This window comes from Rhizobium sp. Pop5 (genome assembly GCF_024721175.1).
Taxonomy (GTDB): domain Bacteria; phylum Pseudomonadota; class Alphaproteobacteria; order Rhizobiales; family Rhizobiaceae; genus Rhizobium.
Map to the genome: position 1 here is coordinate 1841678 of NZ_CP099399.1, position 25324 is coordinate 1867001.

The following is a 25324-nucleotide window of genomic DNA, read 5'->3' on the forward strand; positions in this document are numbered from 1 at the left end:
AATCCTTTCGGGTCCGGCCTTTCGAGAAAGGCCTCAAATCAGATGCCGACGATCTCGCGGCGGATCAGCTGCCAGGTTTCCCTGTCGGGCGCGGAGATGATGCCGCCCGTGGTTTCGCCCGGACGATAGGGCGTTCCGTCGAATTTTGCCGTATGGCCGCCAGCCTCCTGATGCGCGAGCACGCCCGCCAGATGATCCCAGGGCATCAGCTTCGAATGCCCGATGAAATGCAGCTTGCCGGAGGCGACCATCCAGTATTCGTAGGCCGAGCAATTGAAAGCGAAGGTCATCCGAGCCTTCGCCATGTTGGCGCAGATGCGTGAACGATCGGGCTCGTCCATATGGCCCCATGACATGCCGCCGACCATCTGGTCCAGCGCCCCAGGCTCCGCCACCTTCAGCTTGCTCGACTGACCGTCCTGTCGTGTTAGGAAGGTCCCCGCCCCTTTGATCGCCGTCACCGTGTCACCGAGAACGGGATCGTGAATGATGCCGGCGACGGTCTCGCCCCTGACGGTGACCGCGAGTATTGTTCCAAAAACAGGAAGCCCGGCGGCGAAATTGAACGTGCCGTCGACGGGATCGATGACGAAGGCAAGCTCGGCATCGGCGAGCGCCGGCACCACCGACTTGTCGGCCTCATAGGCCTCCTCCCCGACGATGAGCGCTGCGGGAAAGCGCTCTTTCAAAGCAGCTGTGATCCTGTGTTCGGCAAGCAGATCGGCTTGCGTCACCAGATCGGTGGCCGAGGTCTTTTCCGAGACATCGGCAGCGCCCAGATTGCGGAAACGCGGCATGATCTCGGCTTGCGCCGCTTGCCTGACGCACTCGCCGAGGAAAAGAATATCCGTGTCAGAAATAGTCATGCGAAATCGGTCCTTCATGCAATGATGAGCCTGCATAGCCGGCCCTTCATGAAGGATCGGTGACGCCAAGGCTGGAAAAGTCGAAGAGTTTGGGATCGAGCAGGTGCGACGGGTTCACATGCGAAAGCGCCCGCAGCATCGTGTCCTTGCGCCCCGGCATGCGCCGCTCGATATCGGCGAGCATGTCCTTCATCGCATTGCGCTGCAGCCCGTCCTGCGAGCCACAGAGATCGCAGGGGATGATCGGAAACTGCATGGCGGCGGCGAACTTGGCGAGATCATCCTCGGCAGCATAGGCAAGCGGCCTAAGAACCATCAGGTCGCCCTCGTCGTTCAAAAGTTTTGCCGGCATCGAGGCGAGCCGCCCACCGTGAAAGAAGTTCATGAAGAAGGTTTCGAGAATGTCTTCGCGGTGGTGGCCGAGCACCAGCGCATCGCAGCCTTCCTCCCGCGCGATACGGTAGAGATTGCCGCGCCGCAGCCGTGAACAGAGCGAACAATAAGTCGCGCCGTCCGGCACTTTCTCCTTCACGATCGAATAGGTATCCCGATATTCGATCCGGTGCCGCACGCCGATCTCAGTTAGGTAATCCGGCAGCACGTGCTTCGGAAAATTGGGCTGGCCCTGGTCGAGGTTGCAGGCGATGAGCTCGACCGGCAGCAGGCCGCGCCATTGCAGATCGAGCAGCAGCGCCAGTAGCCCGTAGGAATCCTTGCCGCCGGAAAGGCCCACCAGCCAGCGCTTCTGTCCCTTCAGCATGTCGAAATCGTCGAAGGCCTGGCGTACCTGCCGCAGCAGCCGTTTGCGCAGCTTGTTGAAGGAGACCGAACGCGGTGCTTGGGAAAACAGCGCATGGCCGATGCCGCCATCGGCTTCGCCGGCTTCCAGATCATCGGCGATGTCGGCTGCGATATTCATTGCTTCGTCCTATCGAAGATTCATCCTTGCCTTAGCAGAAAGCCCTTCGCCAACACAGTCTCAATCGCCGAAAACCGACCAACCGGTGCGCGCTGCCAGCATCTCCAGCGCCACGGCGCCAAGCTGGGAATTACCGACCTTGTTCAACCCCGGCGACCATACCGCGATCGAGGCGATGCCGGGCGCCACCGCGAAGATGCCGCCGCCGACGCCGCTCTTGCCGGGCAGGCCGACATGATAGGCGAAGTCGCCCGAGCCATCGTAGTGGCCGCAGGTTAGCATCAGCGCATTGATGCGCCGCGCCCGCTTCGGCGAGACCACGGAATGGCCGGTCATCGGATTGCTGCCGCGCGCCGCCAGAAACAGTCCGGCACGCGCCAGCTGCTCGCAGCTCATCGCCAGCGCGCATTGATGGAAATAGACGCCGAGCACATGGTCGACGGGATGGTCGAGATTGCGGTAGGCGCGCATGAAATTGGCAAGCGCCACGTTGCGGTATCCCGTCTGCGTTTCCGAGCGCGCCACCTTGTCGTCGATGGTGATCGATTCGTCATCGGCGAGATAACGCACGAAGCGCAGCAGCTCACCGATCGCCTCGCGCGGCGCATGGCCGGCCATGACGACATCGCTGACAGCGATCGCGCCGGCATTGATAAAGGGGTTACGCGGGATGCCGCCCTCATGCTCGAGCTGGACGATCGAGTTGAAAGCCGATCCCGAAGGTTCGCGCCCGACACGCTTCCACAAGCCTTCACCGACCTTGCCGAGCGCCAGCGTCAGCATGAAGACCTTCGAAATGCTCTGGATCGAAAAGGCAATATCGGCATCGCCGACCCGGTAGACCTTGCCGTCGACAGTGACGATCGCCATGCCGAACTGCCGCGGATCGACCTTGGCGAGTTCCGGAATATAGTCGGCTACCTTACCCTCGCCGACACGCGGCAGGATATCGCTGTAGATGCTGTCGAGGGTCGCCTGCAAATCCGCCATCGCTTCTCTCCGGATAACAAAAAAGCCGCCCGAAAGAGCGGCTTTTCCATATGCGAAAACGCCTGGTGCTTCTTAACGCGAATAGAATTCTACGACCAGATGCGGTTCCATGACGACCGGGAACGGAACGTCGCTGAGCGTCGGAACGCGGCCGAAAGTGGCGACCATCTTGTTGTGATCGACTTCGATATAGTCGGGAACGTCGCGCTCAGCGAGGCTGACAGCTTCCAGAACGGTCACGAGCTGCTTCGACTTCTCGCGAACTTCGATAACGTCGCCGGCCTTGCAGCGGTAGGAACCGATGTTGACGCGCACGCCGTTGACGGTCACGTGGCCATGGTTGACGAACTGACGGGCAGCAAAGACCGTCGGAACGAACTTGGCGCGATAGACGATCGCGTCGAGGCGGGATTCCAGAAGACCGATCAGGTTTTCGGAGGTGTCACCCTTACGGCGGGAAGCTTCTGCGAAGATCGCGCGGAACTGCTTTTCGCGCAGGTCACCGTAGTAACCCTTGAGCTTCTGCTTGGCGCGCAGCTGCACACCGAAGTCCGAAAGCTTGCCCTTGCGGCGCTGGCCGTGCTGGCCGGGGCCGTATTCGCGGCGGTTTACCGGAGACTTCGGACGGCCCCAGATGTTTTCGCCCATACGGCGGTCAATTTTGTACTTGGACGATTCGCGCTTGCTCATCGCATTTCCTTTCAAAGGTTTATGACGGTCTGTTGCCAAACCGCACGAAGGAAACACGCCCTCCTCTGATCTCTTCCGAGACCTGACAGGATGTTTCGGTTTCGCGAACAGAAACGATCCACGGGACATGTCAAATGAAACACCGGACATTGCTGCCCGGTGCTTGGCGCGGTCTTTAGAGGGCCGTCATGAAAATGTCAACTGCGCTAAAGCTCGAAAGAGCCACTATTCCGCAGCCAAAGGCTGATCGCCCGTATCCGGCGCGTTCGCGTCGCCGGGCGCTGTCTGGCAGTTCATGTCGGGGAAGGCCACGATGCGCTTGCCGGAGAAATCCGTATGCACGACGACGATCCCCTGCTCCTCGAAATAGCCGAGGAGCCGTCGGGCGCGGCGGGCGGAGTGGGTGCCATAGGCGCGGGCAATGCGCGCATCCGACGGGCATGCTTCGCCGCAGACGGCGGCCTTGGCGAGCATCAGGAAAACGCCCTGCAGATCATCGGTGACACCAGACGACAGCGACAGTGCCGTTGCCCAGGCTTCCGATCCGGCTGTTGCCGCATCGACGCCGGAGCGGGAGATCGCCACCCGCCTGCGGAAATCCGGAAGCGCTATCGGCGGCCCCGGCACACGGCGCATGCGCAGCCGCACGAGAAAATCCTGATAGAGCACGGAATCAGTGCGGAAAGCGGAAGCAGGATCGTCCAGGATCTCTGCAAGCACCCCGGCCAGGCGCTCTTCCCGCTCCTCTGGCGTTATCTCCGCCTGGCTCGCCCTCGCCTCTACCGGCGCCGGGGACGCCGCTGGCGTCGAGCGCGACAGCTCGGCCAGGATATCAGTCGTCGGTCGCGGCGCCGGCGGTACGCGACGCACGATCGGGCGCTGAAATTCCTCCGGATCGGGTGTGAAGATCAGGTCTTCCACATCCTGCGGCGCATCTGGCAATGGCATCAGCTTCGGGCTGGAGGAGCGCGCCGAAGTCTCCACCGCGCCGATCTGGATCGGCAGCGGTCGGCGCGACAAAGCCGGCCCGAGAGCAACGAAATTGCCGCGCTTTAGGTCGCGGAACATTTCCGCCTGGCGCCGGTCCATGCCGAGCAGGTCGGCAGCACGCGCCATGTCGATATCGAGGAAGGTGCGGCCCATCAGGAAGTTCGAGGCTTCCGCCGCGACGTTCTTGGCGAGCTTCGCAAGCCGCTGCGTCGCAATAACGCCGGCAAGCCCGCGCTTGCGGCCGCGGCACATCAGATTGGTCATCGCGCCCAAAGACATCTTGCGCGCATCTTCCGAAACATCACCGCCGACGGATGGCGCAAACATCTGCGCCTCGTCAACAACAACGAGGACGGGATACCAATATTCGCGATCGGCATCGAACATGCCGTTGAGGAAGGCGGCAGCGGCACGCATCTGCTGCTCGATATCGAGGCCTTCAAGCGTCAAGACACAGGAGACACGATGCTGCCGGATACGATTGGCGATGCCCGCCAATTCCGCCTCGGTCCGCTCGCCATCGACGACGACATGGCCGAACCTGTCGCTGAGCGTGACGAAATCACCCTCGGGATCGATGATGACCTGCTGCACCCATTGTGCGGATTGCTCGAGCAGCCGGCGCAAGAGATGCGATTTGCCCGATCCCGAATTGCCCTGCACGAGCAGACGCGTCGCCAGCAGCTCCTCGATATCGAGCGTCGCCGGGCTGCCGGACGCCAATCCCATATCGATGCCAACCTGCAATGCTGATCCTCGCGGCGAAGAGACTCACATGAACGAAACGCCATTCTTCCGAAGCGGCATCGCCCCGTCTATCAAAGAATGCGCGGTTTTTCAGGGCCGGATTTTGCCAACCCACAGGACAATTCCTTCACGCACTGAGGCCGAATCCCTGCATCAATCGCCGCGTGGCAAAATCGGGATTGCCTGACGTAAAGACGGCAAAGTCGAAATTGTCGGGATGTACGGCATCGGCAACCAGCGGCACGAGCGTCCGGGCGCGCCGGGCAATCGCCTCGGCTGGATCGAGCCAATCGACCGGCCAAGGGGCAAGCCGGCGGAAAAGATTGGCCATAAAAGGATAATGCGTGCAAGCAAGCACCACGATATCGGTCTTGTGGCCGTCCTTCTCGACGAAGCACTGGTCGATCTCGGCAAGCACCGCTTCGTCAGAGACGGTGTCGCCGCGAATATAGGCTTCGGCCATGCGCGCAAGGTTTTCCGAGCCGACGAGCCGGACATGGCATTGCTGCGCGAAGGACTGGATGAGGTCGCGCGTATAGGCGCGCTTGACCGTCCCCGGCGTCGCCAGCACCGAAACCAGGCCCGAGCGCGTGCGCTCCGCCGCCGGCTTGATCGCCGGCACGGTGCCGACGAAGGTCATCTGGGGAAAAGCGGCACGCAGATCGGCGCCGACGAGCGTGAAGGCGGTATTGCAGGCGATGATGCAGACTTCGGGATCGTAATCCTGAAGCAGCTTGCCGAAGAGCCCGATGATGCGCTCTTTCAGCGCCTGTTCTTCCCAACCACCATAGGGGAATCCGGCATCATCGGCGACATAGACGAAGCCGCGCTCCGGCATCAGCACGCGCGCTTCGCGCAGCACCGTCAGCCCGCCAATGCCGGAATCGAAGACAAGGACGGGTTTCAGCTCATGCGTCGGTGCTGTCATCAGTTGGCGCTTCCTTGCCGGATCTGGTGAAACCGCCTTTGCGCGGACTGTTGCGGGAAAAGCGATCGAGGGAGGAGATGACGCCGCGCAGCACGCTGATTTCCTGTTCCGTGAAGGCCCGGCGGGAGAGAACAGCGCGAAGGTTGTCTACCATTTTCGGCTTTTTCGAGGGCGGATGAAAATAGTTGCGTGACTCGAGCGCTTCTTCCAGTTGGTCGAACAGGCCGAAGAGCTGCTCCTTGGTGGAAGGCCGCTGCTCGAGCGCCTGGAACGGTACGGCTTCCAGATCTTCCATGCCGGACTTCATCCATTCATAGGACATCAGAAGCACGGCCTGAGCAATATTCAGCGAGGCGAAGGCGGGATTGACCGGGAAGGTCACGATCTCGTCGGCCAGCGCCACTTCCTCATTGGTCAGGCCCCAACGCTCGCGGCCGAAGAGAATGCCCGTTGCCTCGCCCGCCCGGAACCTTGTGCGCAGCGTTTGAGCGGCAAAGACCGGGGAGCGCACCGGCTTATAGTTGTCGCGGCTGCGCGCCGTCGTCGCATAGACGAAATTGAGATCGGCGATCGCCTGCTCCAGCGTGTCGTAGACCTTCGTCGCCTCGATCACGTGGTCGGCCTTGGAAGCCGTCGCCTGCGCCTTCTCGTTCGGCCAGCCGTCACGCGGATTGACGAGACGCAGTTCCGCAAGGCCAAAATTCGCCATGGCGCGCGCCACCATCCCGATATTCTCGCCCATCTGCGGCTCGACCAGAATGATGGCCGGCCCTTCGGCCAGAAGTTGACGCTCGCTGTTCGTGCCTGCCATGGTCTTATCCCTGTTTCGAGCGCGCAATAGCCTCGCCCGGCGCAAACGGCAAGACGTCGGCCCGCGGATAGAGCCTTTCCAAGGCCGAACCGATCATTTCCAGCCCTACCCTGGCGCCCTCGCGCGACACAGGCAGGTGTCGCCCCATCGTCCGCGATGTCTTGCGCTTGATAAAGAAACAGGTCGAGCCGCGCGGAGCCGCATCGTCGATCAACGCCAGATCGGCCGCAATCAGTCTCTTTTGGTCGTCGTCGACAGCAGGCGCATCGTGGCTCTTCGCCAGGATGCGCGCCCAATAGGTGGAAGACAGGAAGATCGCCAGCGTCTGGCGGATCTGGCCCGGCCGCGTCACCATCGACCACGAGGAGCCGAGTGGCCGGGCCGCCACTGTCACGTCGCGGTAGCAGGCATCGATCTTCTGGGACAGCGCGATCAGCTCGAAACCACGCTTGCCCTCGCCGATCGCACCGAGCAGCTCGCGCAGCGCCTGGAACCAGTGGGCAAGTGCTGCATCGAGCGCGCCGCGCGTGCGGGTGGGGAAGACGACGAAGGCGACCGCCGTCCCCGCTGCCGCCCCGATCATGGTCTCCCCGATGCGCAGCCTCAGGAGATCGAGCGTCAGCACGCCTGTCATGCCATAAACCAGGCAAAGCACGATCGAGATGAAGAAGGTCATCGTCGCATAGGAAACCTGCAGAAAATAGAAGGCGAGGAAAATGCAGACGACCCCAACCGGAATGGCGATTTCAGGCTCACCCGAAATCAGCGTCGCAAGCCCGAGCCCGATGGCGATTCCGAATACGGTGCCGAGCGAGCGCGACAGCGCCTTCATCGCCGTGTCGCCGCGCGAATTGGTGTTGGTGAAGACGAGGAAGGAGGAAAGCACCGCCCAGAACCAGCGCTCGCGCGACAAGAGCAGGCCGAAGCTCATCGCGATTGCTGATGCGAGCGTGATCTGCAACGCCGATCGCAGCAGCGGATTGGCAAACGAAAAGTCGATCGGCTGCGGCTTCGCCGTGTCCTTGACGTCATCGATGGCGGAAAAGCCGGATGCCTGCCCTTCGCCGATCGCCTGCGTCAATTGCTGCCGCGCTTCGCCAAGCCAGAGAAGCGCCCGCACGGTTTCCTCTTGCGGCCGATCCGCGATGCCTTCGGCGATGTTCTCGTATCTTGCGAATTCCCCGGCATCGCCTTCGATCACCGCATGAACGAGCGCAAAGGGCGGCGGGCTCTGGAAGCTCAGCACAATGGCACTCTCGGCGGCCAGATGCGCATCGAAGAGCTGGATCGCCAGCTCAGCAGCCGGATTCGCAGCACCGTCGAAGACGCCGCCCGGCGGACGCGGAATGAAGGTCTCGGCCATCAGCACCACTTCTTTCAGCCGCTCTTCCAGCTGACGCAGTTCCTGCCGATCGGCTTCTCCGATCTCGGTGCTGCCTGCAAGGGTCGCGAGCTTGAAGAGGATCTGGCTGATGCGTCCCCTGACGCTCTCGAGCGAGCGCAGCAGGTCGCGCCGCCAGTCGTCGGGCAGGAGCACCGCCCTCACAACATGCCCGACGAGCACGGAGACGACAGGACCGATCGCCACATACGGCAGTTGGGCAAGCGATGGCCTGAAATAGGCGCCCATGAAATATGAAGTGAAGGCGAACATGCCGATCGCAAAGCCGCGCGGCCCGAACACGCGTCCTGCGGATGCGAGCATGATGATGAGGAGGAAAACGAGATCAGAGAGCAGGCGGCGATCCTCGAGCCCGGCCGCGATGCCGACGACGGCAAGGCTTGCGACACAGCCGAAGAGCCGCGTTACCAGCTGGCGCGAACTCCCTTTGTCGCGCACTGCCACTCCTCCCTCGATCGACAATACGATGCCGAGACCGAACGCTGCCGTCGGCAACGGCGCGATAAGGGCCTTGATGGCAAGCAGGATGAGGAATGAAAGAACGATCGTCAGCGTCACCCGCAAGCCCATGCGCAGGCGCGAAAGCGCCGGATCGTTGGCAAGCAGCCAGTCGCGGAACTGAAAACCGGAAAACAGGTGCATGAGCCCCTCATGCCATGAAGCATCGATAGAACGGAAATCAAATCGCCGGAGACCATTCTCCCCGACACCGCTTGAATGTCGCGCGCTTACTGGCCCTTGGCAATCTGTGCCATCGTCGCCTTCAGGGAATCGCGGGCCTGCGTCTCAATATTCTCGGTGACGATGTCGTCGATCACCGGATTGCCACCCTCCTCGATGACTTCGAAGCGAACCGTCGTATAGTCCTTGGCGTCGGGCGCGTCCGAGCAGGCGGATTTCCGGAAGCGAACAGTCACCTCGGTCGCCCCGTTGACCGGCGCCGCCGCGGTCATCGTCAGGTCCTGCAGAGGGCACGCATCCTGGCCGTTGACGATGACGTCGTAGTCGAACGGCGATATGCCGTCGTCGTCGACGGCAGGAAACTGCGCGGCCGCCTGATATCTCGCGACGAAATCCTTGCTGTAGAGATGGTCGAGCCGGCTCGCATCGAAGATATCGGTCCAGTCGCTATTGTTGTCGGCCCAGTTGCTCTTGGTCGCCTCCATCACCTCCTTGACGGGAGCGGTGGCGTCGGCGGCGTGGCCGATGCCTGAAGAGGCGATAAGACTGGCGATGATGAGGGCAATTGTCTTCATGGTCGAATGTTCCGGGCGGGGCAAATCAGCCCGGACACTAGTCAGATTTCCGCGCTTGGCAATGCCGGCAAAATCGCATTGCCGGACCCGTTGCAGCTTTGCGTTCCCGGTTCACAATGCTATAGCGCTCCGGATCATATCACCCACCGGGACCCCGTCCCCATCCAAGCTTGAACGAGGCAGATACATGAAGAAGATCAAGGTCGCCAATCCCGTCGCCGATCTCGACGGCGATGAAATGACGCGCATCATCTGGCAGCTTATCAAGGACAAGCTGATCCATCCGTATCTCGACCTCGACATCGACTATTACGACCTCTCCGTCGAAAACCGCGACGCCACCAACGACCAGGTGACGGTCGATGCCGCCAACGCCATCAAGAAGTACGGCGTCGGCATCAAGTGCGCGACGATCACGCCGGATGAAGCCCGCGTGAAGGAATTCAACCTCAAGGAAATGTGGAAGAGCCCGAACGGCACGATCCGCAACATCCTCGGCGGCGTCATCTTCCGCGAGCCGATCATCTGCCGCAACGTTCCGCGCCTCGTTCCCGGCTGGACGCAGCCGATCGTCGTCGGCCGTCACGCTTTCGGCGACCAGTACCGCGCCACCGACTTCAAATTCCCCGGCAAGGGCAAGCTGACGATCAAGTTCGTCGGCGAAGACGGCACCGTCATCGAGAAGGAAGTCTTCAACGCGCCGGGCGCCGGCGTCGCCATGGCCATGTACAACCTCGACGAATCGATCCGCGAATTCGCCCGCGCCTCGATGATGTACGGCCTGATGCGCAAGTGGCCGGTCTACCTGTCCACGAAGAACACCATCCTCAAGGCCTATGACGGCCGCTTCAAGGACATCTTCGAGGAAGTCTACGAGACCGAATTCAAGGATCAGTTCAAGGAAGCCGGCATCACCTACGAACACCGCCTGATCGACGACATGGTCGCCTCGGCGCTGAAGTGGTCCGGCGGCTACGTCTGGGCCTGCAAGAACTATGACGGCGACGTCCAGTCCGACACGGTTGCCCAGGGCTTCGGTTCGCTCGGCCTGATGACCTCGGTCCTGCTCACGCCCGATGGCAAGACGGTCGAAGCCGAAGCCGCCCATGGCACGGTGACGCGCCACTACCGCCAGCATCAGAAGGGCCAGGAAACCTCGACGAACTCGACCGCTTCGATCTTCGCCTGGACGCGCGGCCTCGCGCATCGCGCCAAGCTCGACGACAATGCCGAGCTCGCCCGCTTCGCCTCGACGCTCGAAAAGGTCTGCGTCGATACCGTCGAATCCGGCTTCATGACCAAGGATCTGGCACTGCTCATCGGCCCGGATCAGCCGTGGCTTTCCACCACCGCCTTCCTCGACAAGATCGACCAGAACTTGCAGAAGGCCATGGCGTAAGCCTGTCCTTTCGATATAGCATTGACGCGGCGGGGATTTCCCCGCCGTTTTCATTTTGGGAGAATGGCAAATGACGACGACCGTGCGCCTGCTCGACCCTTCTGACCGAGCCGCCTGGGAGCCCCTATGGGCAGCCTACCAGCGGTTCTATGACGTCGTGATCCCCGCCGAAACGACCGATCTTACCTGGGCCCGCTTCCACGATCCTGATGAAATGATGCAAGCGCTCGGCGCCTTCGACGACAACGGCCGTCTCGTCGGCATCGTGCACGCGATCTTCCATCGTTCCTGCTGGCTGCCGCAATGGACCTGCTATCTGCAGGATCTCTATGTCGAGAACGATCAACGCGGGCTCGGTACCGGCGCCGCGTTGATCGAGGCTGTCGCCGGGCTGGCGCGGCAAAACGGCGCCGGCCGGCTCTACTGGATGACGCACGAAAGCAACGCCACCGCGCAGCGCCTCTACGACAGGATTGCCGAGCGCTCTGGTTTCATTCAGTACCGAAAGGCACTTTAGGCGCGAGACTTGCACAAAGACCTCATCGCTCTATTGATTCTGGCGACGGCAATAGAAAAGCCAAGGGAACACGAGGAGACGTCATGACCGAAGAACTGGTATTTTATACGAACCCGATGTCACGCGGCCGCATCGCGCGCTGGATGCTGGAGGAAATCGGCCAGCCCTATCGCACCGAACTGCTGACTTTCGGCGAAACCATGAAGGCGCCGGAATATCTTCGGGTCAATCCGATGGGCAAGGTGCCGGCAATCCGCCACGGCGATACCGTCGTCACCGAATGCGCGGCGATCTGCGCATATCTCGCCGACACTTTTCCCGAAAAAGGCCTGGCGCCCAAGCCGGAGGAGCGCGCCTCCTATTATCGCTGGATGTTCTTTGCAGCCGGCCCGCTTGAATCGGCGGTGACGATGAAGGCTCTCGGTTTCGAAATTCCTGCGGAACGCCTGCGCATGGCCGGTTGCGGCAGTTTCGGCGACGTCATGAACACGCTTGAGATGGCCGTCTCCCAATCGACCTACATCGCCGGTGAGCGCTTTACCGCCGCCGATGTCTATGTCGGCGCTCATGTCGGCTGGGGCCTCGGTTTCGGCAGTATCGAGAAGCGCCAAGCCTTCATCGATTATTTCGGCCGCATCAGCGAGCGCGAGGCCTACAAACGCGCCAGCGCGCTGGACGACGAGGCCGGCAAGACGATGCAGGCTGCCTGACCCGCAACCCGGCGCGGCGGCCAGGCTGCCGCTCCGGATATTAGCCGTCAGGCAAGCGGCATGTGGATATCCGTCATCAATTCCGTCGGCGGCACATCGCGCGGATTGTTGAGATATTCTTCGAACATGACCCTGTCCTTCAATTGCCGGCCGGATTTCGGCAGCCATTCGGCAAAGAGCCACTGATAGGACTTCGGCATGTTCGCATAGGGCCCCTTGTGACGCAGCACGGCATAATCGCCGCCGTCAATCACGCGCCGCTCGAACGGCGCCTCGGCCGGTACTTCGGCAGCGCCCGTGACGCAGGCAATCGAGCGCAGCCTTTCCTCCGGCACGACGTCGGGATCGTCGAGATAGACGCCGATCATCCGCATGTCGGGTCTGGCGAGGCCGCGGGCGTAAAGCGTGCCGAACAGGGTCTCGAAGGCCTTGTCGATCTGCATGTAGGAACCGGTATGGGGAACACCGATCAGCTCGATCGGTCCGATCGCGCGTATGGTAACGTCTAACATGGCTTTGGTCTTTCCGTTACGTGAGGGTTCGAAGGCTGTGTGGCTTCCCTCTTTCCGGTAGCGGGCCGGCGGCATGCCGTAGACCGACCTGAAGATGCGATTGAAGGATTGGAGATTGGGATAGCCTGATCGCTTCGCAATTTCGCTGACGGTAAGCTCCGTACGGACGATCTCGCCCGCCGCGCGATGCAGCCTGAGCCGCTTGACGGTGGCCGCCAGCGTCTCGCCATAGATCGCCCGGTAGATCCTGTGCCAGTGATAGCTCGACATGCAGGCGATCTCGGCAAGGCGCTCCATATCCAGCTCCTCGTCGAGATGGTCGTGAATATAGGCCGAAACCCGTCTCAGACGGCTTTCATAAAGTGCCCATGCCGTTTCGCCATTCATGTCAACGCCTCATGCAAATCGATCGACCGCAGAGAACCATATCCCGATTTGACAAATCCTGCTGATTTGGCCCGGGTCTGAATTGGAAAACGAAAAAGGCGGAGGCCAAGCCTCCGCCTTTCAAAATCTTCCCGTGAACCGGCAGGTCAGCCGGCGAGCGCCACGGCAACCGCCTCAATCGCCTCGTCTGCCTTGGCGCCATCCGGGCCGCCGGCCTGCGCCATGTCGGGACGGCCGCCGCCGCCCTTGCCGCCAAGCGCGGCGGAAGCCACGCGCACCAGATCGACGGCGCTGAAACGATCGACGAGATCGGGCGTCACGGCGACGACGGCACTGGCCTTGCCATCATCGGAAACGCCGATCAGCGTCACGACGCCGGAACCGATGCTGGTCTTGCCGTCATCGGCAAGCCCCTTCAGATCCTTGGGATCGACACCTGATATCGATTTGCCGAGGAACTTGACGCCTGCGACCTCGCGCACGGCATCGGCAGAACCGCCCTGCCCGCCGCCCATGGCGAGCTTGCGCTTGGCGTCGGCCAGTTCCTTTTCGAGCTTGCGGCGCTCGTCCATCAGCGCTTCGACGCGCGACAGAACTTCCGAAGGCTGAACTTTCAGCGAAGCGGCAAGCGTCTTCACGCGATCATCCTGCTCGGCGAGATATTCACGCGCCGATTCACCGGTCACCGCTTCGATACGGCGGACGCCGGCGCCGACGGCGCTTTCGCCGAGGATGCGCACGAGGCCGATCTGACCGGTGGCCGACACATGCGTGCCACCGCAAAGCTCGACCGAGTAAGGCTTGTTGCTCTTTGCGCCATGAAGGCCTGTGCCCATCGACACGACACGCACTTCATCGCCGTACTTCTCGCCGAACAGCGCCATGGCGCCTTCGGCGATGGCGTCGTCGACGCTCATTAGGCGGGTCGTGACAGGCGCGTTCTGCAGCACGATCTCGTTGGCCATCTCTTCGACGACCTTAAGTTCTTCGGCCGACATCGGCTTCGGATGCGACACGTCGAAGCGCAGGCGCTCGGGCGCGACCAGCGAACCCTTCTGGGCAACATGGGTGCCGAGCACCTCGCGCATCGCCTCGTGCAGCAGATGGGTTGCAGAATGGTTGGCGCGCAGCCGCGAACGGCGGGCATGATCGACCGTCAGCGCGACGGCGTCACCAGCCTTGATCACGCCTTCGACCACAGTTCCGGAATGTACGAAGAGGCCTTCGCCCTTCTTCTGCGTGTCCGTTATCTCGATCTTGCCGTGATCGGAGGAGATCACGCCGGTATCGCCCATCTGGCCGCCGGACTCGCCATAGAACGGCGTCTGGTTGACGACGATCTGCACCTTGTCGCCGGCCTTGCCCTCAGCCGCAACCGCACCATCCCTAACGATCGCCTGGACGACGCCTTCGGCGGTCTCCGTGTCGTAGCCCAGGAATTCGGTCGCGCCGTGCTTCTCCTTGAGCTCGAACCAGATGGTTTCAGTTGCCTTCTCGCCTGAGCCGGCCCAGTGCGAACGGGCCTCGGCCTTCTGGCGCTCCATTGCATCGGTGAAGCCGGAGATATCGACGCCGATTTCGCGGGCGCGCAATGCGTCCTGCGTCAGGTCGAGCGGGAAGCCGTAGGTGTCGTAGAGCTTGAAGGCGGTCTCGCCATCCAGCATGTCGCCCTTGGAAAGGTCGGCAGTTGCGTCGGACAGAAGCGACAGACCGCGTTCCAGCGTCTTGCGAAAGCGGTTTTCTTCGAGCTTCAGCGTTTCGGAGATCAGCGCTTCGGCGCGCGTCAGCTCCGGATAGGCACGGCCCATCTCCTGCACCAGCGTCGGCAGCAGCTTGTACATCAGCGGCTCCTTGGCGCCGAGAAGCTGGGCGTGGCGCATGGCGCGGCGCATGATGCGGCGCAGCACATAGCCGCGGCCTTCATTCGACGGCAGGACGCCGTCGGCGATCAGGAACGCGGAAGAACGCAGATGGTCGGCGATGACGCGGTGGCTGGCACTACCTTCGGCCTTAACGCCGACGGCATCTTCGATCGTGCCGGTCAGCGTGCGGAACAGGTCAGTGTCGAACACGCTCTGGACGCCCTGCAGAATGCAGGAAATGCGCTCCAGGCCCATGCCGGTATCGATCGACGGACGCGGCAGCGGGTTGCGGACGCCCGGCTCGATCTGTTCGAACTGCATGAAAACGAGGTTCCAGAACTCCAGGAACCGGTCGCCGTCCTCTTCCGGAGAGCCGGGAGGGCCACCCCAGACGTTCTCGCCCTGGTCGATGAAGATTTCGGAGCATGGGCCGCAGGGGCCGGTATCGCCCATCTGCCAGAAATTGTCGGAGGTCGGAATGCGGATGATCTTGTCATCGGAGAAGCCGGCGATCTTCTTCCACAGGGCCGCCGCTTCCTCGTCCTCGGAATAGACGGTCACCAACAGGCGATGTTTCGGCAGATCGAAACCTTCCGTCACAAGCTTCCAGGCAAGCTCGATCGCATTCTCCTTGAAATAGTCGCCAAAGGAGAAGTTGCCGAGCATCTCGAAGAAGGTCAGGTGACGCGCGGTATAGCCGACATTGTCGAGGTCGTTATGTTTGCCACCGGCGCGTACGCATTTCTGCGAGGTCGTTGCCGTGGAATAAGGACGCTTTTCCAGGCCGGTGAAGACGTTCTTGAACTGCACCATGCCGGCATTGGTGAACATCAGCGTCGGGTCGTTACGCGGCACGAGCGGGCTCGAGGAAACGATCTCGTGGCCGTTCTTCTTGAAATAGTCGAGGAAGGTCGACCGGATATCGTTCACGCCGCTCATTCTATGCCCTTCAATGCTGCCCTAGGCAGGTAAATCTAAATCCATCGGCTTTTAACGTTCACCTCAGCCACTGTCCAGCCGACAAACAAAACCGGCCACATTCTGATCTGAGAATGCGGCCGGCTTTGACTATCACATAGACTGGCAGACGAACTGCGCGCGAAAACTACATTTCCGCCGCGTCGTCGCCGTCATTGGCATCCGGTCCGCCGTTCTGCAGGAAACGGTCGGCGATGAGGCCGGCATTCTGGCGCAGCGACAGCTCGATTTCGCGGGCGAGATCCGGATTGTCACGCAGGAAGGTCTTGGCGTTTTCGCGGCCCTGGCCGAGACGCTGGCTATTATAGGAGAACCAGGCGCCCGACTTTTCGACGATGCCGGCCTTAACGCCAAGATCGACGAGCTCGCCGGTCTTCGATACGCCCTCGCCATACATGATGTCGAATTCGACCTGCTTGAAGGGAGGCGCCATCTTGTTCTTGACGACTTTGACGCGCGTCTGGTTGCCGATCACCTCTTCGCGCTCCTTGACCGAACCAATACGACGGATGTCGAGGCGCACGGAAGCATAGAATTTCAGCGCATTGCCGCCGGTCGTCGTTTCCGGCGAACCGAACATGACGCCGATTTTCATGCGGATCTGGTTGATGAAGATCACCATGGTGTTCGACTTCGAGATCGAAGCGGTGAGCTTGCGCAGCGCCTGGCTCATCAGGCGCGCCTGCAGGCCGGGAAGGCTGTCGCCCATCTCGCCTTCGATTTCAGCGCGCGGCGTAAGTGCTGCGACCGAGTCGACGACCAGAACGTCGACAGCGCCGGAACGCACCAGCGTATCGGTGATTTCGAGCGCCTGTTCGCCGGTATCCGGCTGCGAGATCAGAAGGTTCTGAAGATCGACGCCAAGCTTGCGGGCATAGACCGGATCAAGAGCGTGTTCGGCGTCGACGAAGGCGCAGATGCCGCCCTTCTTCTGCGCTTCCGCGATCGTCTGCAAGGCAAGCGTCGTCTTGCCGGAGCTTTCCGGCCCATAGATCTCGATGATGCGGCCCTTCGGCAGGCCACCGATGCCGAGCGCGATATCGAGACTGAGCGAACCTGTGGAAACCGTCTCGATCTCGATAACATTCTCGTTCGAGCCGAGTTTCATGATCGAGCCCTTGCCGAACGACCGCTCGATCTGTGAGAGTGCCGCTTCGAGCGCCTTGCTTTTGTCCACCGATTTGTCCTCTACGAGCCGCAATGAATTCTGAGACATTCGATCCACCTTTAGGTTATTGACGCTGCTCAAGCAATGTCGCCGCTGATGCGAAGTTTGTACCCTATTTGTTCTAGTTTCGCAATGGGGTTGCAAATAATTGAAAGAATAAGGTAAAACGGCCTGTGTTCTATTTTTGTTTTATCGATGCAAAGCAACGGCTTAGTGTGCTTCGCGCAGTGAATGCGACCGCTTTGGGCTCCGTTCGATTCGCTCTGGGAGTGCAGAAATGAGCGGCAAGATTCTTGTTCTCGGCGGCGCCCATATCGATCGTCGGGGCCGCATTGCCGGCGAGACGGCACCAGGCGCCAGCAACCCAGGCACATGGTTCGAGGAACCGGGCGGCGGCGGTTTCAACGCGGCGCGCAATCTTGCACGGCTCGGCTTCGAGGTGACGATGATTTCGCCGCGCGGCGGTGATCCCATCGGTGAGATGGTCGGCGAAGCCGCCGATTTTGCCGGCATTGACGACCGGCCTTTCGTCTTCCTCGACCGCAAGACGCCGAGCTATACCGCGATCATCGAGAAGGATGGCAATCTCGTCATCGCGCTGGCCGACATGGAGCTCTACCGCTTCTTCGTGCCGCGGCGGCTGTCGATCCGCTGGGTGCGCGATGCCTTCGCTGCCACCGATTTCATTCTCTTCGATGCCAACCTGCCGGAGGAAACGGCAGCCGCGATCGTCGCAAGGGCAAAGGCGCTCCGCAAGCCGGTCGCGGCAATCGCCATTTCGCCGGCCAAGGTGGTGCGCCTCCTGCCCTGCCTCGATGGCATTGACTATTTATTTCTCAACGAAGCCGAGGCGGCAGCTTTGACCGGCCACCGGCCGGAGGAGGCCGCGGCCTGGCCGTCCCTGCTCGGTGACATCGGTATCGGCGGCGCGGTTGTCACCCGCGGCCAGCGCGAACTCGTCGCCTTCAAGGACGGGCGCGCGTTTGTCCTGCAGCCGCCGATCGCAGACACCGTCGCCGATGTCACTGGGGCGGGAGACGCTATGGCATCGGGTACGCTCTCGGCCCTCATGCTTGGCCACCCGCTCGAGGAGGCCGTCCGCCATGGCGCAGCCGCAGCGGCCCTCACCGTCCAGTCACGGCATGCCGTGAACGAAAATCTTTCGCCCGAATTGCTCCGCGACATGCTTTCGCTTGTCCCGGCGGCAAGAATTCTGCAATGAAGCGGCAACATCGATAAACGGATACGGATCATGACCAAACCCCTCTCGCCCCTGCTGCCCATTTCCTACTCGAAGGAAGTGGCCGCCGCCAAGCAGCGCGGCGCCCCGATCGTGGCGCTCGAATCGACCATCATCACCCACGGCATGCCCTATCCCGGCAATATCGAGATGGCCCGCAGCGTCGAGGCGATCATCCGCGAACAGGGTGCGGTGCCGGCAACGATCGCCGTCATCCACGGCACGCTGCATGTCGGCCTTGAATCCGCCGAACTGGAGCAGCTTGCCAAGGCAACCGAGGTGATGAAAGTGTCGCGCGCCGATCTCGCATTCGCGATCGCCGAGCGCCGCACCGGCGCCACCACGGTCGCGGCAACGATGATTGCGGCGGCCCGCGCCGGTATCCGCGTCTTTGCCACAGGCGGCATCGGCGGCGTGCATCGCGGTGCCGAGGAGAGCTTCGATATATCAGCCGATCTGGAGGAACTGGCGCGCACCGGCGTCATCGTCGTCTGCGCCGGCGCCAAGGCGATCCTCGACATTCCGAAGACGCTCGAAGTGCTGGAAACCCGCGGCGTGCCTGTCGTCACCTATGAGAGCGAGGAATTCCCGGCCTTCTGGTCGCGCTCCTCCGGCATACCAAGCCCGCTGTCGCTGAATAGCCCGGCGGCAATCGCCAATTTCCAGACGGTGCGCGAACAGCTCGGCATCGACGGCGGCATGCTCGTCGCCAACCCGGTGCCCGAGGCCGACGAGATCGCCCGCGAAGAGATGGAGATCTATATCGAACGGGCGCTTGACAGCGCCGAACGCGATGAAATCACCGGCAAGGCTGTGACGCCCTATCTGCTCTCGACCATCTTCGACCTGACGGACGGCCAGAGCCTGAAGACGAACATTGCGCTGGTGGAGAATAATGCGCGGCTTGCGGCGGAGATTGCGGTTGCGTTGGGTGAGTAATTTTTGAGGGCGGGCTAGTTCCGCCCTGTCTTTACCGGATTGCAGTGGGGTCACCCCCCTCTGCCCTGCCGGGCATCTCCCCCACAGGTGGGGAGATCGACAAGAGGCGTGCTCCTCCACATCTCTCCTGTTTCGCTGAATTGCAATGCTGATCGTTGGGGAAAGCCGCTGCGCCCAGCCGATCTCCCTCCTTGTGGGGGAGATGCCCGGCAGGGCAGAGGGGGGTGCTGCACGGCACAGCGTGCCCTCCGACAGCCACTTCCCTCACCCGTCCAGCGTCTCCTTCACCACCACCGCCAGCTGCTTCAGCGAAAACGGCTTCGGCAAAAATCCGAACTTCAGAATCCGGCGGCAAATTGCGGGCAAAGGCGTCTTCGGCGTAGCCCGACACGAAGATGAATTTCAGGTCGGGATAGGTCTTGCGCAGCTCACCCAACAGCGTCGGGCCATCCATTTCGGGCATGACGACGTCGGAAACGACGATGTCGACCTTGCCTTCAAGCTCTTCCATGATGCTGAGCGCCTCGACGCCCGAGCCCGCCTCGTGCACGGTATAGCCGCGCGTTTCCAGCATACGCTTGCCGCCGCGCCGCACGGCCTCCTCGTCCTCGACGAGAAGGATGACGGCCGATCCCGTCAGGTCCTCCGGCTGCTGCGCTGCCGGCGCCTCGGGCTGCATGCCGACCTCGGCGATGGCGCTATCAATCGCTCCCGCCTCGGCGGCAACCGCCGGCTCCGGAATATGGCGCGGCAGGAAGACGCGGAAGGTCGTGCCTTTTCCGACTTCGGACTCCGGCTGGATGTAGCCGCCCGACTGCTTGACGATGCCGTAGACCATGGCGAGGCCGAGGCCCGTGCCCTTGCCGACGTCCTTGGTGGTGAAGAAGGGCTCGAAGATCTTGTCCATGATCTCGGGCGCGATACCCGTGCCGTTATCGGCGACCTCGACCAGCACCATGTCTTCGGCCGGCATGTAGGAATAGTTGAAGGCGGCGACGTCGGCAGCAGTGAGATTGCGGGTGCGCAGCGTCAGCGTGCCGCCGTCCGGCATGGCGTCGCGCGCATTGACACAGAGATTGATCAGCACCTGCTCGAATTGCGAAAGGTCCGTTTTCACAGGCCAGAGGTCGCGACCATATTGCACGTCGAGCTTGACATTCGTGCCGGAGAGCAGCCGGTCGACCAGCATGCGCAGGTCGCCGACGACATCGGTCAGGTTCAGCACCGAAGGCCGCATCGTCTGCTTGCGCGAGAAGGCGAGCAGCTGGCGCACCAGCACCGCGGCGCGGTTGGCGTTGCGCTTGATCTCCATCAGGTCGGCGAAGCTTGCATCGGAGGGACGCGCTTGCAGCAGCAGATGGTCGGAAGAAAGCAGGATCGCCGTCAGCACGTTGTTGAAGTCGTGGGCGATGCCGCCGGCGAGCGTTCCCACGGCATTCATCTTCTGCGTCTGCGCCATCTGCGCTTCCAGCGCTTTCTGCTCGGTCACCTCGACGGCATAAACGATCGCCGCTTCCTCCGGTGCCTCATCGCTTTGGTCGATGACCGCATTGACGTAGAAGCGGAAATAACGTGCCTCGTCGGTCGGCGTGCGGGTGTCGAGCGGCGCGATGTCGCCCTGCCGGTCTTTCGCCGCCGCCAACGCTTCGGTGAGCTGCGGCCGGTCGCTTTCCTGGACGATGGTTTCAAGATGGGGCCGCTTTTCGAGATCGTCCCGCGAGACGACACTCGAAAACAGCTTCAGGAACGGCGCATTGGTGCGCAGGATGCGTCCGTCGCCATCGACCGAGGCGATCGCCATCGGCGTGTTGTTGAAGAAGCGGGTGAAGCGCATGGCGGCGGCTGACGCGGAGCGGCCGTTTTCGTCGCTCTTTTCGCGCGCCAGCACGATCGTCCGGCTTTCGCCGGGCGCACCGTCGCGCATCGAGGTGACGCTGTGGATGATCTGCACCGGCAGGCTCTGGCCGTTGGTCTTGCGCAAGTCGAGATCGAGCGTGACGGTCTTCTTCAGGCCTGGTTCGGCCTGCACCGACTGGATCAGCGCCAGCCCCTCGCCCGCCACGACGTCGCCGATCGTCATCGAGCCGGGGACGAATTTAGTCAGGTCGAGACCCAGCCACTCGGCAAGCGTCGCATTCAGATAGAAGATCTCGCCCTTCCTGCCGGCGGAGAAGAAGCCGGCAGGGGCATGGTCGAGATAGTCGATCGCGTTCTGCAGCTCCTTGAAGAAGCGTTCCTGGTCGTCGCGCTCGGCGGTGATGTCGGTAATCTGCCAGATCTGCAGCGGCTTGCCGCCATTGTCTTCCTGCTGCAGCAGTCGCGCCTTCAGCCGGTACCAGTGCGCGCCGGAATTGTTGCTGCCCGGCCCGACGGCGCGCAGCAGACGGAATTCCTCGCTGCCCTCCTTGCCCTCCCGCAGGCCGTTGACCAGCCTGTAAAGCGCCTCGTTGGATTCGCGGTGGCGAGACAGCAGCGTTTCCAGCGTCTGGACCTCGGTCGCCTTGCGCGCACCGGTCAGCGCGCCATAAGCGGCGTTGGCGTAGATGATCCGGCCCTTATCGTCGGTGATCAGCGTGCCGTCGGGGTGGCTGTTGAGGAAGGAGCGCGCCAGGCTGTCGGACTGGCGCTGCGGCATCACCTCGATGAAGCCGATGACCGAGGATACCAGGAAGAAGATGCCGACCATGGCGAGCACGCCGAGGCCGCCGAGCACGACCTCGTTGTCCAGCGACCGCTTGAAGACGACAAAGCCGCCGGCGGCGGCAATCAGCACGAGCGCCAGAAGAAGAATGCGCAAAACCGTGCCTGAACGCCCCCCACGATCCACAAGCGGTGCGTTATAGTCGTCGGCCTGACGCGGTTTCGTCATGTATTCCTCACATAAACCCTTCCGTCTTGGTCCTAGCACGAGGACGAAGCAGGAATCAGGCACTCTTTCCTTCTTAGCAATTTGCCACGCCGGCAAAAACAGCGGTAGCAGGCAAGACTGCTTGAATTCACAGGCAAGAGCGCCATCTGGCCCCGGAGTCCGCCACCATTGCCGGTAAAGGCATAAGGCCGGCAGGCGCGACCCGGCACAACACGAAATCGCGTTTGCACGTGACTGGACAAAACCGGCGGCCCTTGCCTAAGGAACGGAAAAGTCGTCAATATGTGCCAAATGTGAAATGGAGTGAGTGACTATGTTCGAGGATGTTGTCGGAGCTTATGGCGGTCGTTTCCTGCTTGCGGCCGGTGGCGTCGGCCTGGCGCTTCTCCTGCTCATCCTCGTTCTCTGGGTGATCCGCAACCGCGCGCCCTCGCCCTTCGTGCGCGGCGGCCGCAACCGCCAGCCCCGCCTGCAGGTGCTGGACGCCGCCGCCGTCGATACCCGCCGCCGGCTGGTGCTGGTGCGCCGCGATGACGTCGAGCACCTGATCATGATCGGTGGCCCCACAGACATCGTCATTGAAAGCCGCATCCTGCCCGAGGCGGCGCAACAGCCGGAAAGCGTCTTTAGCCAGCAACCGGTAGAGCAGCGGGCGATAACAGCCGCACGACCGGATACGCTGCCCCTTGCTTCGCCCCGTCCGCCGGTAGTAGCCCGCGTCGAGCCGGCCGCAGAACCTGCCTTCTCTACGCCGGTCTCGCCGGAACCGCGCCCGCGGCCCGAACCGCCGGTCCAGCCGATCGCCGCACCGCCCGTCGCCACGAGCCCGCTTCCTGCAGAACCCGTGATTCCCCCTGTGGCGACTTCTCCTTCCATCGAACGTGACATTCCGCTGCGTGCTGCCCCGCCGCAGCCGCGTCTGCCGGAGCGTCCCGCCGCTCCTCCAGCACCGCAGCCCGCGTCGTTCCGGGATGCCGCCAGTGCGGCCGAAATCCTCGATGCCGCCCGCCAGCGCGTGCTGCCGCAGCAGCGCATCGAGCCTGAGGTTTCCGCCCCGCCTTCCCAGGACATGCCGGCAGCCGCGCGCACGACCGAGGTCGTGGACGATGCGGCGGCGCAATCGGCAGCGATCCGACGTGACTTCCAGCGCGTGCTGGAACAGGAGATGTCGAATAACCTGACTGCCGAACGCATCGTGCCGGCCCCGGCAAATCAGCCGCCTCGCCAAACGACACCGCAGCCGGGGCAGCCGGGCAACCTGCCGCGCCGCGACCCCGAGATGGCACCGATCACCGGCGCTGATACCGAGCTGCAAAAAGAAGTCGCCCGTATCTTCGGTGAAATGAGTGTCAACCGCGACAAGTAAGGGAGCGCGCCGGTTCGCCGCAACGCTCCAGCTGCAAGTTGCATAAAAGCCGCAGGAATGCGGCTTTTCTGTCTCTGAATATGTCGGGGACTCCCTCTCGCGCCGTTCATTTGCTATCCCTACAGTTGAAGAGCGTTGGCGCACCGAGGTTCACTTTGCCTAAGTAAATACCGGTCTCACTCCAGTTTCACCCGTACTTCAGGACAGCGATGCGCTGTCTGGGTATGACCATGTTCATCGGGTGGTGGCGAGAGACCGGTTTGGCATTGTTCTATTGTGCCATGTGCAGCTCCCCTGCCTCAGCTCTTCAGCCGCCCAAGACATAGCCACGCCGTGCCCGCGAGGGTTTTCTCATGCACCATCTTGGTGGACTTCCGAAGGGAAGACCAAGACGACATGTGCAAGACGCTTCGGGTCCGATGGACCATCATAGCCAAGACGCCACCCCAGCCCTGGATTGCATGCGGGGGATGCGGCGGTCTCAAAGCATTCCAATCCAGCGACAAAATCCGGCTCAACGCCAACGGCCGCAAGCTGGATGCCTGGCTTATCTACAAATGCCTGACATGCGACAAGACATGGAACCGGCCGCTCCTTGAACGTCGCAACGTTCGCGACATCGATCCCGTGACGCTCGACGCGCTGCAATCCAACGATCTGGAATGGATCAGGGCGGAAACCTTCAATCTCGACGCTCTTCGACGCAGGTCGCAGCGCGTTGACGAGTTCGCCGACTTCGAAATCGCCAAGCAGATCGAGCGCGAAACGGCCGAGTGGACGCATTTGGAAATCGAACTCTCGGTTCCGTTTCCGATCAGAACACGTCTCGATCGTCTGCTGGCCTCCGAACTGAAGCTTTCTCGCTCCAGGCTGCAGGCTCTGCACGAGGATGGCATGCTTCGAACGGATCCACACCATGCCGACGTCATGCGGCGGCGGATCAAACACGGGATTCTTGTTGTGGCTGACCTCGCCGGGGAGGCCGACCGCGAACAATCGTGGAAACCTCTGGCGACGGGAGACCCGGCATAAACGAAAAGGCGCCGCGAGTGGATCGCGGCGCCTCTATCTCATGCCTGCATGAAAACCGTTATTCGTCGCGATAGACTTTTTCGCGACGTTCGTGGCGTTCCTGCGCCTCGATCGACAGCGTTGCGATCGGGCGGGCGTCGAGACGTTTGAGGCCGATCGGTTCGCCAGTTTCCTCGCAATAACCGTAGGTGCCGTCTTCGATGCGCTGCAACGCGGCGTCGATCTTGGAAATCAGCTTTCTCTGGCGGTCGCGGGCGCGAAGTTCGATCGCCCGGTCTGTTTCCGATGACGCACGGTCGGCGAGATCGGGATGGTTTGCGCTTTCCTCGGCCAGATGGTCGAGCGTTTCGCGCGCTTCTCTAAGGATATCGTTTTTCCAGGCGACCAGCTTTGCCCTGAAGTAGGCACGCTGGTTTACGTTCATGAACTCTTCCTCTTCCGAGGGAACGTAATTGCTAAGATCGATCTTCTCACTCAACGCGATTCTCCTGAAGAACATCTCATGGCGGGCTGTATATCCCAAGCGCTATCCGCGATTCAAGCCAAATACGACAGGTAAACAGATTTTTAAATCTGTTACAATTTTCGGCTAACGGTCTATTTTCTCACCATTATTCCGGCTGTCGTTTTTTGCTTCGCCTTCAAAACGCCGTGTTGTCAGTCGCGTTTTGGGCAGCCGCCGCGTGGCTGGCGGTTGACGGCGACGGATTGCAACCGATACTGAAAAGACCCGCTCGATCCTGGAT

The 25324-nt window shown here is 61.8% G+C and carries 20 protein-coding genes and 1 pseudogene; 7 read left to right on the forward strand and 14 right to left on the reverse strand.

Translation table 11 applies throughout. From position 1 onward, the window contains the following. Positions 1-38: 38 nt before the first annotated feature. The 9 genes from NE852_RS11325 to NE852_RS11365 all read right to left on the reverse strand — a co-directional run bounded on the left by NE852_RS11325 (position 39) and on the right by NE852_RS11365 (position 9599). Positions 39-866 carry an inositol monophosphatase family protein gene (locus NE852_RS11325; RefSeq protein ID WP_008525958.1) on the reverse strand — a complete coding sequence of 276 codons (828 nt, stop codon included), beginning with the start codon at positions 864-866 and terminating at the stop codon, positions 39-41. Between the two features lie 46 nt (positions 867-912). Further along, positions 913-1785, reverse strand: a complete 873-nt coding sequence (ttcA, locus tag NE852_RS11330) for a tRNA 2-thiocytidine(32) synthetase TtcA (RefSeq protein WP_008525957.1) — start codon at positions 1783-1785, stop codon at positions 913-915. A gap of 60 nt (positions 1786-1845) precedes the next feature. Then, positions 1846-2775, reverse strand: coding sequence for a glutaminase (locus tag NE852_RS11335; protein ID WP_008525956.1), 930 nt, complete (start codon positions 2773-2775; stop codon positions 1846-1848). Between the two features lie 72 nt (positions 2776-2847). Further along, positions 2848-3465: a 30S ribosomal protein S4 gene (rpsD, locus tag NE852_RS11340; RefSeq protein ID WP_008525955.1), complete on the reverse strand. Its 618-nt coding sequence runs from the start codon at positions 3463-3465 to the stop codon at positions 2848-2850. Positions 3466-3690: 225 nt separating this feature from the next. Then, the gene (locus NE852_RS11345; protein WP_258156522.1) at positions 3691-5202 is read right to left on the reverse strand and encodes an ATP-binding protein; all 1512 of its coding nucleotides are present in this window, start codon (positions 5200-5202) and stop codon (positions 3691-3693) included. A 127-nt stretch (positions 5203-5329) separates the two neighbouring features. After that, positions 5330-6130, reverse strand: coding sequence for a glutamate racemase (gene murI, locus NE852_RS11350; RefSeq protein WP_258156523.1), 801 nt, complete (start codon positions 6128-6130; stop codon positions 5330-5332). Further along, positions 6111-6941 (reverse strand): RNA methyltransferase, encoded by an 831-nt coding sequence (locus NE852_RS11355; RefSeq protein ID WP_008536916.1) that lies wholly within the window; start codon positions 6939-6941, stop codon positions 6111-6113. Before NE852_RS11355 ends, murI begins: the two co-directional genes overlap by 20 nt. Before the next feature lie 4 nt (positions 6942-6945). Continuing rightward, positions 6946-8985 (reverse strand): FUSC family protein, encoded by a 2040-nt coding sequence (locus NE852_RS11360; RefSeq protein ID WP_258156524.1) that lies wholly within the window; start codon positions 8983-8985, stop codon positions 6946-6948. Positions 8986-9071: 86 nt separating this feature from the next. After that, positions 9072-9599: a hypothetical protein gene (locus NE852_RS11365; RefSeq protein ID WP_008525940.1), complete on the reverse strand. Its 528-nt coding sequence runs from the start codon at positions 9597-9599 to the stop codon at positions 9072-9074. A 187-nt stretch (positions 9600-9786) separates the two neighbouring features. Between NE852_RS11365 and NE852_RS11370 the strand changes: the two genes are divergently transcribed. The 3 genes from NE852_RS11370 to NE852_RS11380 all read left to right on the forward strand — a co-directional run bounded on the left by NE852_RS11370 (position 9787) and on the right by NE852_RS11380 (position 12225). Beyond that, entirely contained in the window at positions 9787-10998 is a 1212-nt protein-coding gene (locus NE852_RS11370; protein ID WP_008525938.1) for an NADP-dependent isocitrate dehydrogenase, read from the forward strand. Positions 10999-11068: 70 nt separating this feature from the next. Beyond that, a complete protein-coding gene (locus NE852_RS11375) occupies positions 11069-11515 on the forward strand; it encodes a GNAT family N-acetyltransferase (RefSeq protein WP_008525936.1) in 447 nt (148 codons plus the stop codon). A gap of 83 nt (positions 11516-11598) precedes the next feature. Next, entirely contained in the window at positions 11599-12225 is a 627-nt protein-coding gene (locus NE852_RS11380; protein ID WP_008525934.1) for a glutathione S-transferase family protein, read from the forward strand. Between the two features lie 47 nt (positions 12226-12272). Here NE852_RS11380 and NE852_RS11385 read toward each other — a convergent pair whose 3' ends face one another. From NE852_RS11385 to recA, 3 genes are all read right to left on the reverse strand, one after another. Further along, positions 12273-13124: a GyrI-like domain-containing protein gene (locus tag NE852_RS11385; protein ID WP_258156525.1), complete on the reverse strand. Its 852-nt coding sequence runs from the start codon at positions 13122-13124 to the stop codon at positions 12273-12275. Positions 13125-13270: 146 nt separating this feature from the next. Beyond that, complete coding sequence (gene alaS, locus NE852_RS11390; RefSeq protein ID WP_258156526.1) at positions 13271-15925, reverse strand: alanine--tRNA ligase; 2655 nt, start codon at positions 15923-15925, stop codon at positions 13271-13273. Positions 15926-16091: 166 nt separating this feature from the next. Further along, positions 16092-17180 carry a recombinase RecA gene (gene recA, locus NE852_RS11395; protein ID WP_008525920.1) on the reverse strand — a complete coding sequence of 363 codons (1089 nt, stop codon included), beginning with the start codon at positions 17178-17180 and terminating at the stop codon, positions 16092-16094. A gap of 229 nt (positions 17181-17409) precedes the next feature. On the opposite strand from recA, the gene NE852_RS11400 reads away from it, so the two are divergent. Both NE852_RS11400 and NE852_RS11405 read left to right on the forward strand, forming a co-directional pair. Further along, positions 17410-18354, forward strand: a complete 945-nt coding sequence (locus NE852_RS11400; protein ID WP_258156527.1) for a carbohydrate kinase family protein — start codon at positions 17410-17412, stop codon at positions 18352-18354. A gap of 30 nt (positions 18355-18384) precedes the next feature. After that, positions 18385-19311 carry a pseudouridine-5'-phosphate glycosidase gene (locus NE852_RS11405; protein ID WP_008536859.1) on the forward strand — a complete coding sequence of 309 codons (927 nt, stop codon included), beginning with the start codon at positions 18385-18387 and terminating at the stop codon, positions 19309-19311. Between the two features lie 264 nt (positions 19312-19575). Here the strand turns inward: NE852_RS11405 and cckA are convergent. Beyond that, a pseudogene (gene cckA / locus NE852_RS11410) lies at positions 19576-22180 on the reverse strand (cell cycle histidine kinase CckA). Positions 22181-22487: 307 nt separating this feature from the next. Between cckA and NE852_RS11415 the strand changes: the two are divergent. Beyond that, positions 22488-23546: a flagellar biosynthetic protein FliO gene (locus NE852_RS11415; RefSeq protein ID WP_258156528.1), complete on the forward strand. Its 1059-nt coding sequence runs from the start codon at positions 22488-22490 to the stop codon at positions 23544-23546. A gap of 396 nt (positions 23547-23942) precedes the next feature. After that, positions 23943-24578 carry a DUF1062 domain-containing protein gene (locus NE852_RS11420; RefSeq protein WP_008525887.1) on the forward strand — a complete coding sequence of 212 codons (636 nt, stop codon included), beginning with the start codon at positions 23943-23945 and terminating at the stop codon, positions 24576-24578. A gap of 58 nt (positions 24579-24636) precedes the next feature. Here NE852_RS11420 and dksA read toward each other — a convergent pair whose 3' ends face one another. Further along, entirely contained in the window at positions 24637-25056 is a 420-nt protein-coding gene (gene dksA / locus NE852_RS11425; protein WP_008525884.1) for an RNA polymerase-binding protein DksA, read from the reverse strand. Between the last annotated feature and the right edge of the window lie 268 nt (positions 25057-25324).

Bases quoted from the DNA above. Each gene is read 5' to 3' on its own strand.
- NE852_RS11325 (WP_008525958.1), bottom strand. From the start codon at position 866: ATGACTATTTCTGACACGGATATTCTTTTCCTCGGCGAGTGCGTCAGG.
- alaS (WP_258156526.1), bottom strand. From the start codon at position 15,925: ATGAGCGGCGTGAACGATATCCGGTCGACCTTCCTCGACTATTTCAAG.
- NE852_RS11370 (WP_008525938.1), top strand. From the start codon at position 9,787: ATGAAGAAGATCAAGGTCGCCAATCCCGTCGCCGATCTCGACGGCGAT.
- NE852_RS11375 (WP_008525936.1), top strand. From the start codon at position 11,069: ATGACGACGACCGTGCGCCTGCTCGACCCTTCTGACCGAGCCGCCTGG.
- murI (WP_258156523.1), bottom strand. From the start codon at position 6,130: ATGACAGCACCGACGCATGAGCTGAAACCCGTCCTTGTCTTCGATTCC.
- NE852_RS11405 (WP_008536859.1), top strand. From the start codon at position 18,385: ATGACCAAACCCCTCTCGCCCCTGCTGCCCATTTCCTACTCGAAGGAA.
- NE852_RS11380 (WP_008525934.1), top strand. From the start codon at position 11,599: ATGACCGAAGAACTGGTATTTTATACGAACCCGATGTCACGCGGCCGC.
- NE852_RS11365 (WP_008525940.1), bottom strand. From the start codon at position 9,599: ATGAAGACAATTGCCCTCATCATCGCCAGTCTTATCGCCTCTTCAGGC.
- rpsD (WP_008525955.1), bottom strand. From the start codon at position 3,465: ATGAGCAAGCGCGAATCGTCCAAGTACAAAATTGACCGCCGTATGGGC.
- recA (WP_008525920.1), bottom strand. From the start codon at position 17,180: ATGTCTCAGAATTCATTGCGGCTCGTAGAGGACAAATCGGTGGACAAA.
- NE852_RS11420 (WP_008525887.1), top strand. From the start codon at position 23,943: ATGTGCAAGACGCTTCGGGTCCGATGGACCATCATAGCCAAGACGCCA.
- NE852_RS11400 (WP_258156527.1), top strand. From the start codon at position 17,410: ATGAGCGGCAAGATTCTTGTTCTCGGCGGCGCCCATATCGATCGTCGG.
- NE852_RS11355 (WP_008536916.1), bottom strand. From the start codon at position 6,941: ATGGCAGGCACGAACAGCGAGCGTCAACTTCTGGCCGAAGGGCCGGCC.
- NE852_RS11360 (WP_258156524.1), bottom strand. From the start codon at position 8,985: ATGCACCTGTTTTCCGGTTTTCAGTTCCGCGACTGGCTGCTTGCCAAC.
- NE852_RS11385 (WP_258156525.1), bottom strand. From the start codon at position 13,124: ATGAATGGCGAAACGGCATGGGCACTTTATGAAAGCCGTCTGAGACGG.
- NE852_RS11335 (WP_008525956.1), bottom strand. From the start codon at position 2,775: ATGGCGGATTTGCAGGCGACCCTCGACAGCATCTACAGCGATATCCTG.
- ttcA (WP_008525957.1), bottom strand. From the start codon at position 1,785: ATGAATATCGCAGCCGACATCGCCGATGATCTGGAAGCCGGCGAAGCC.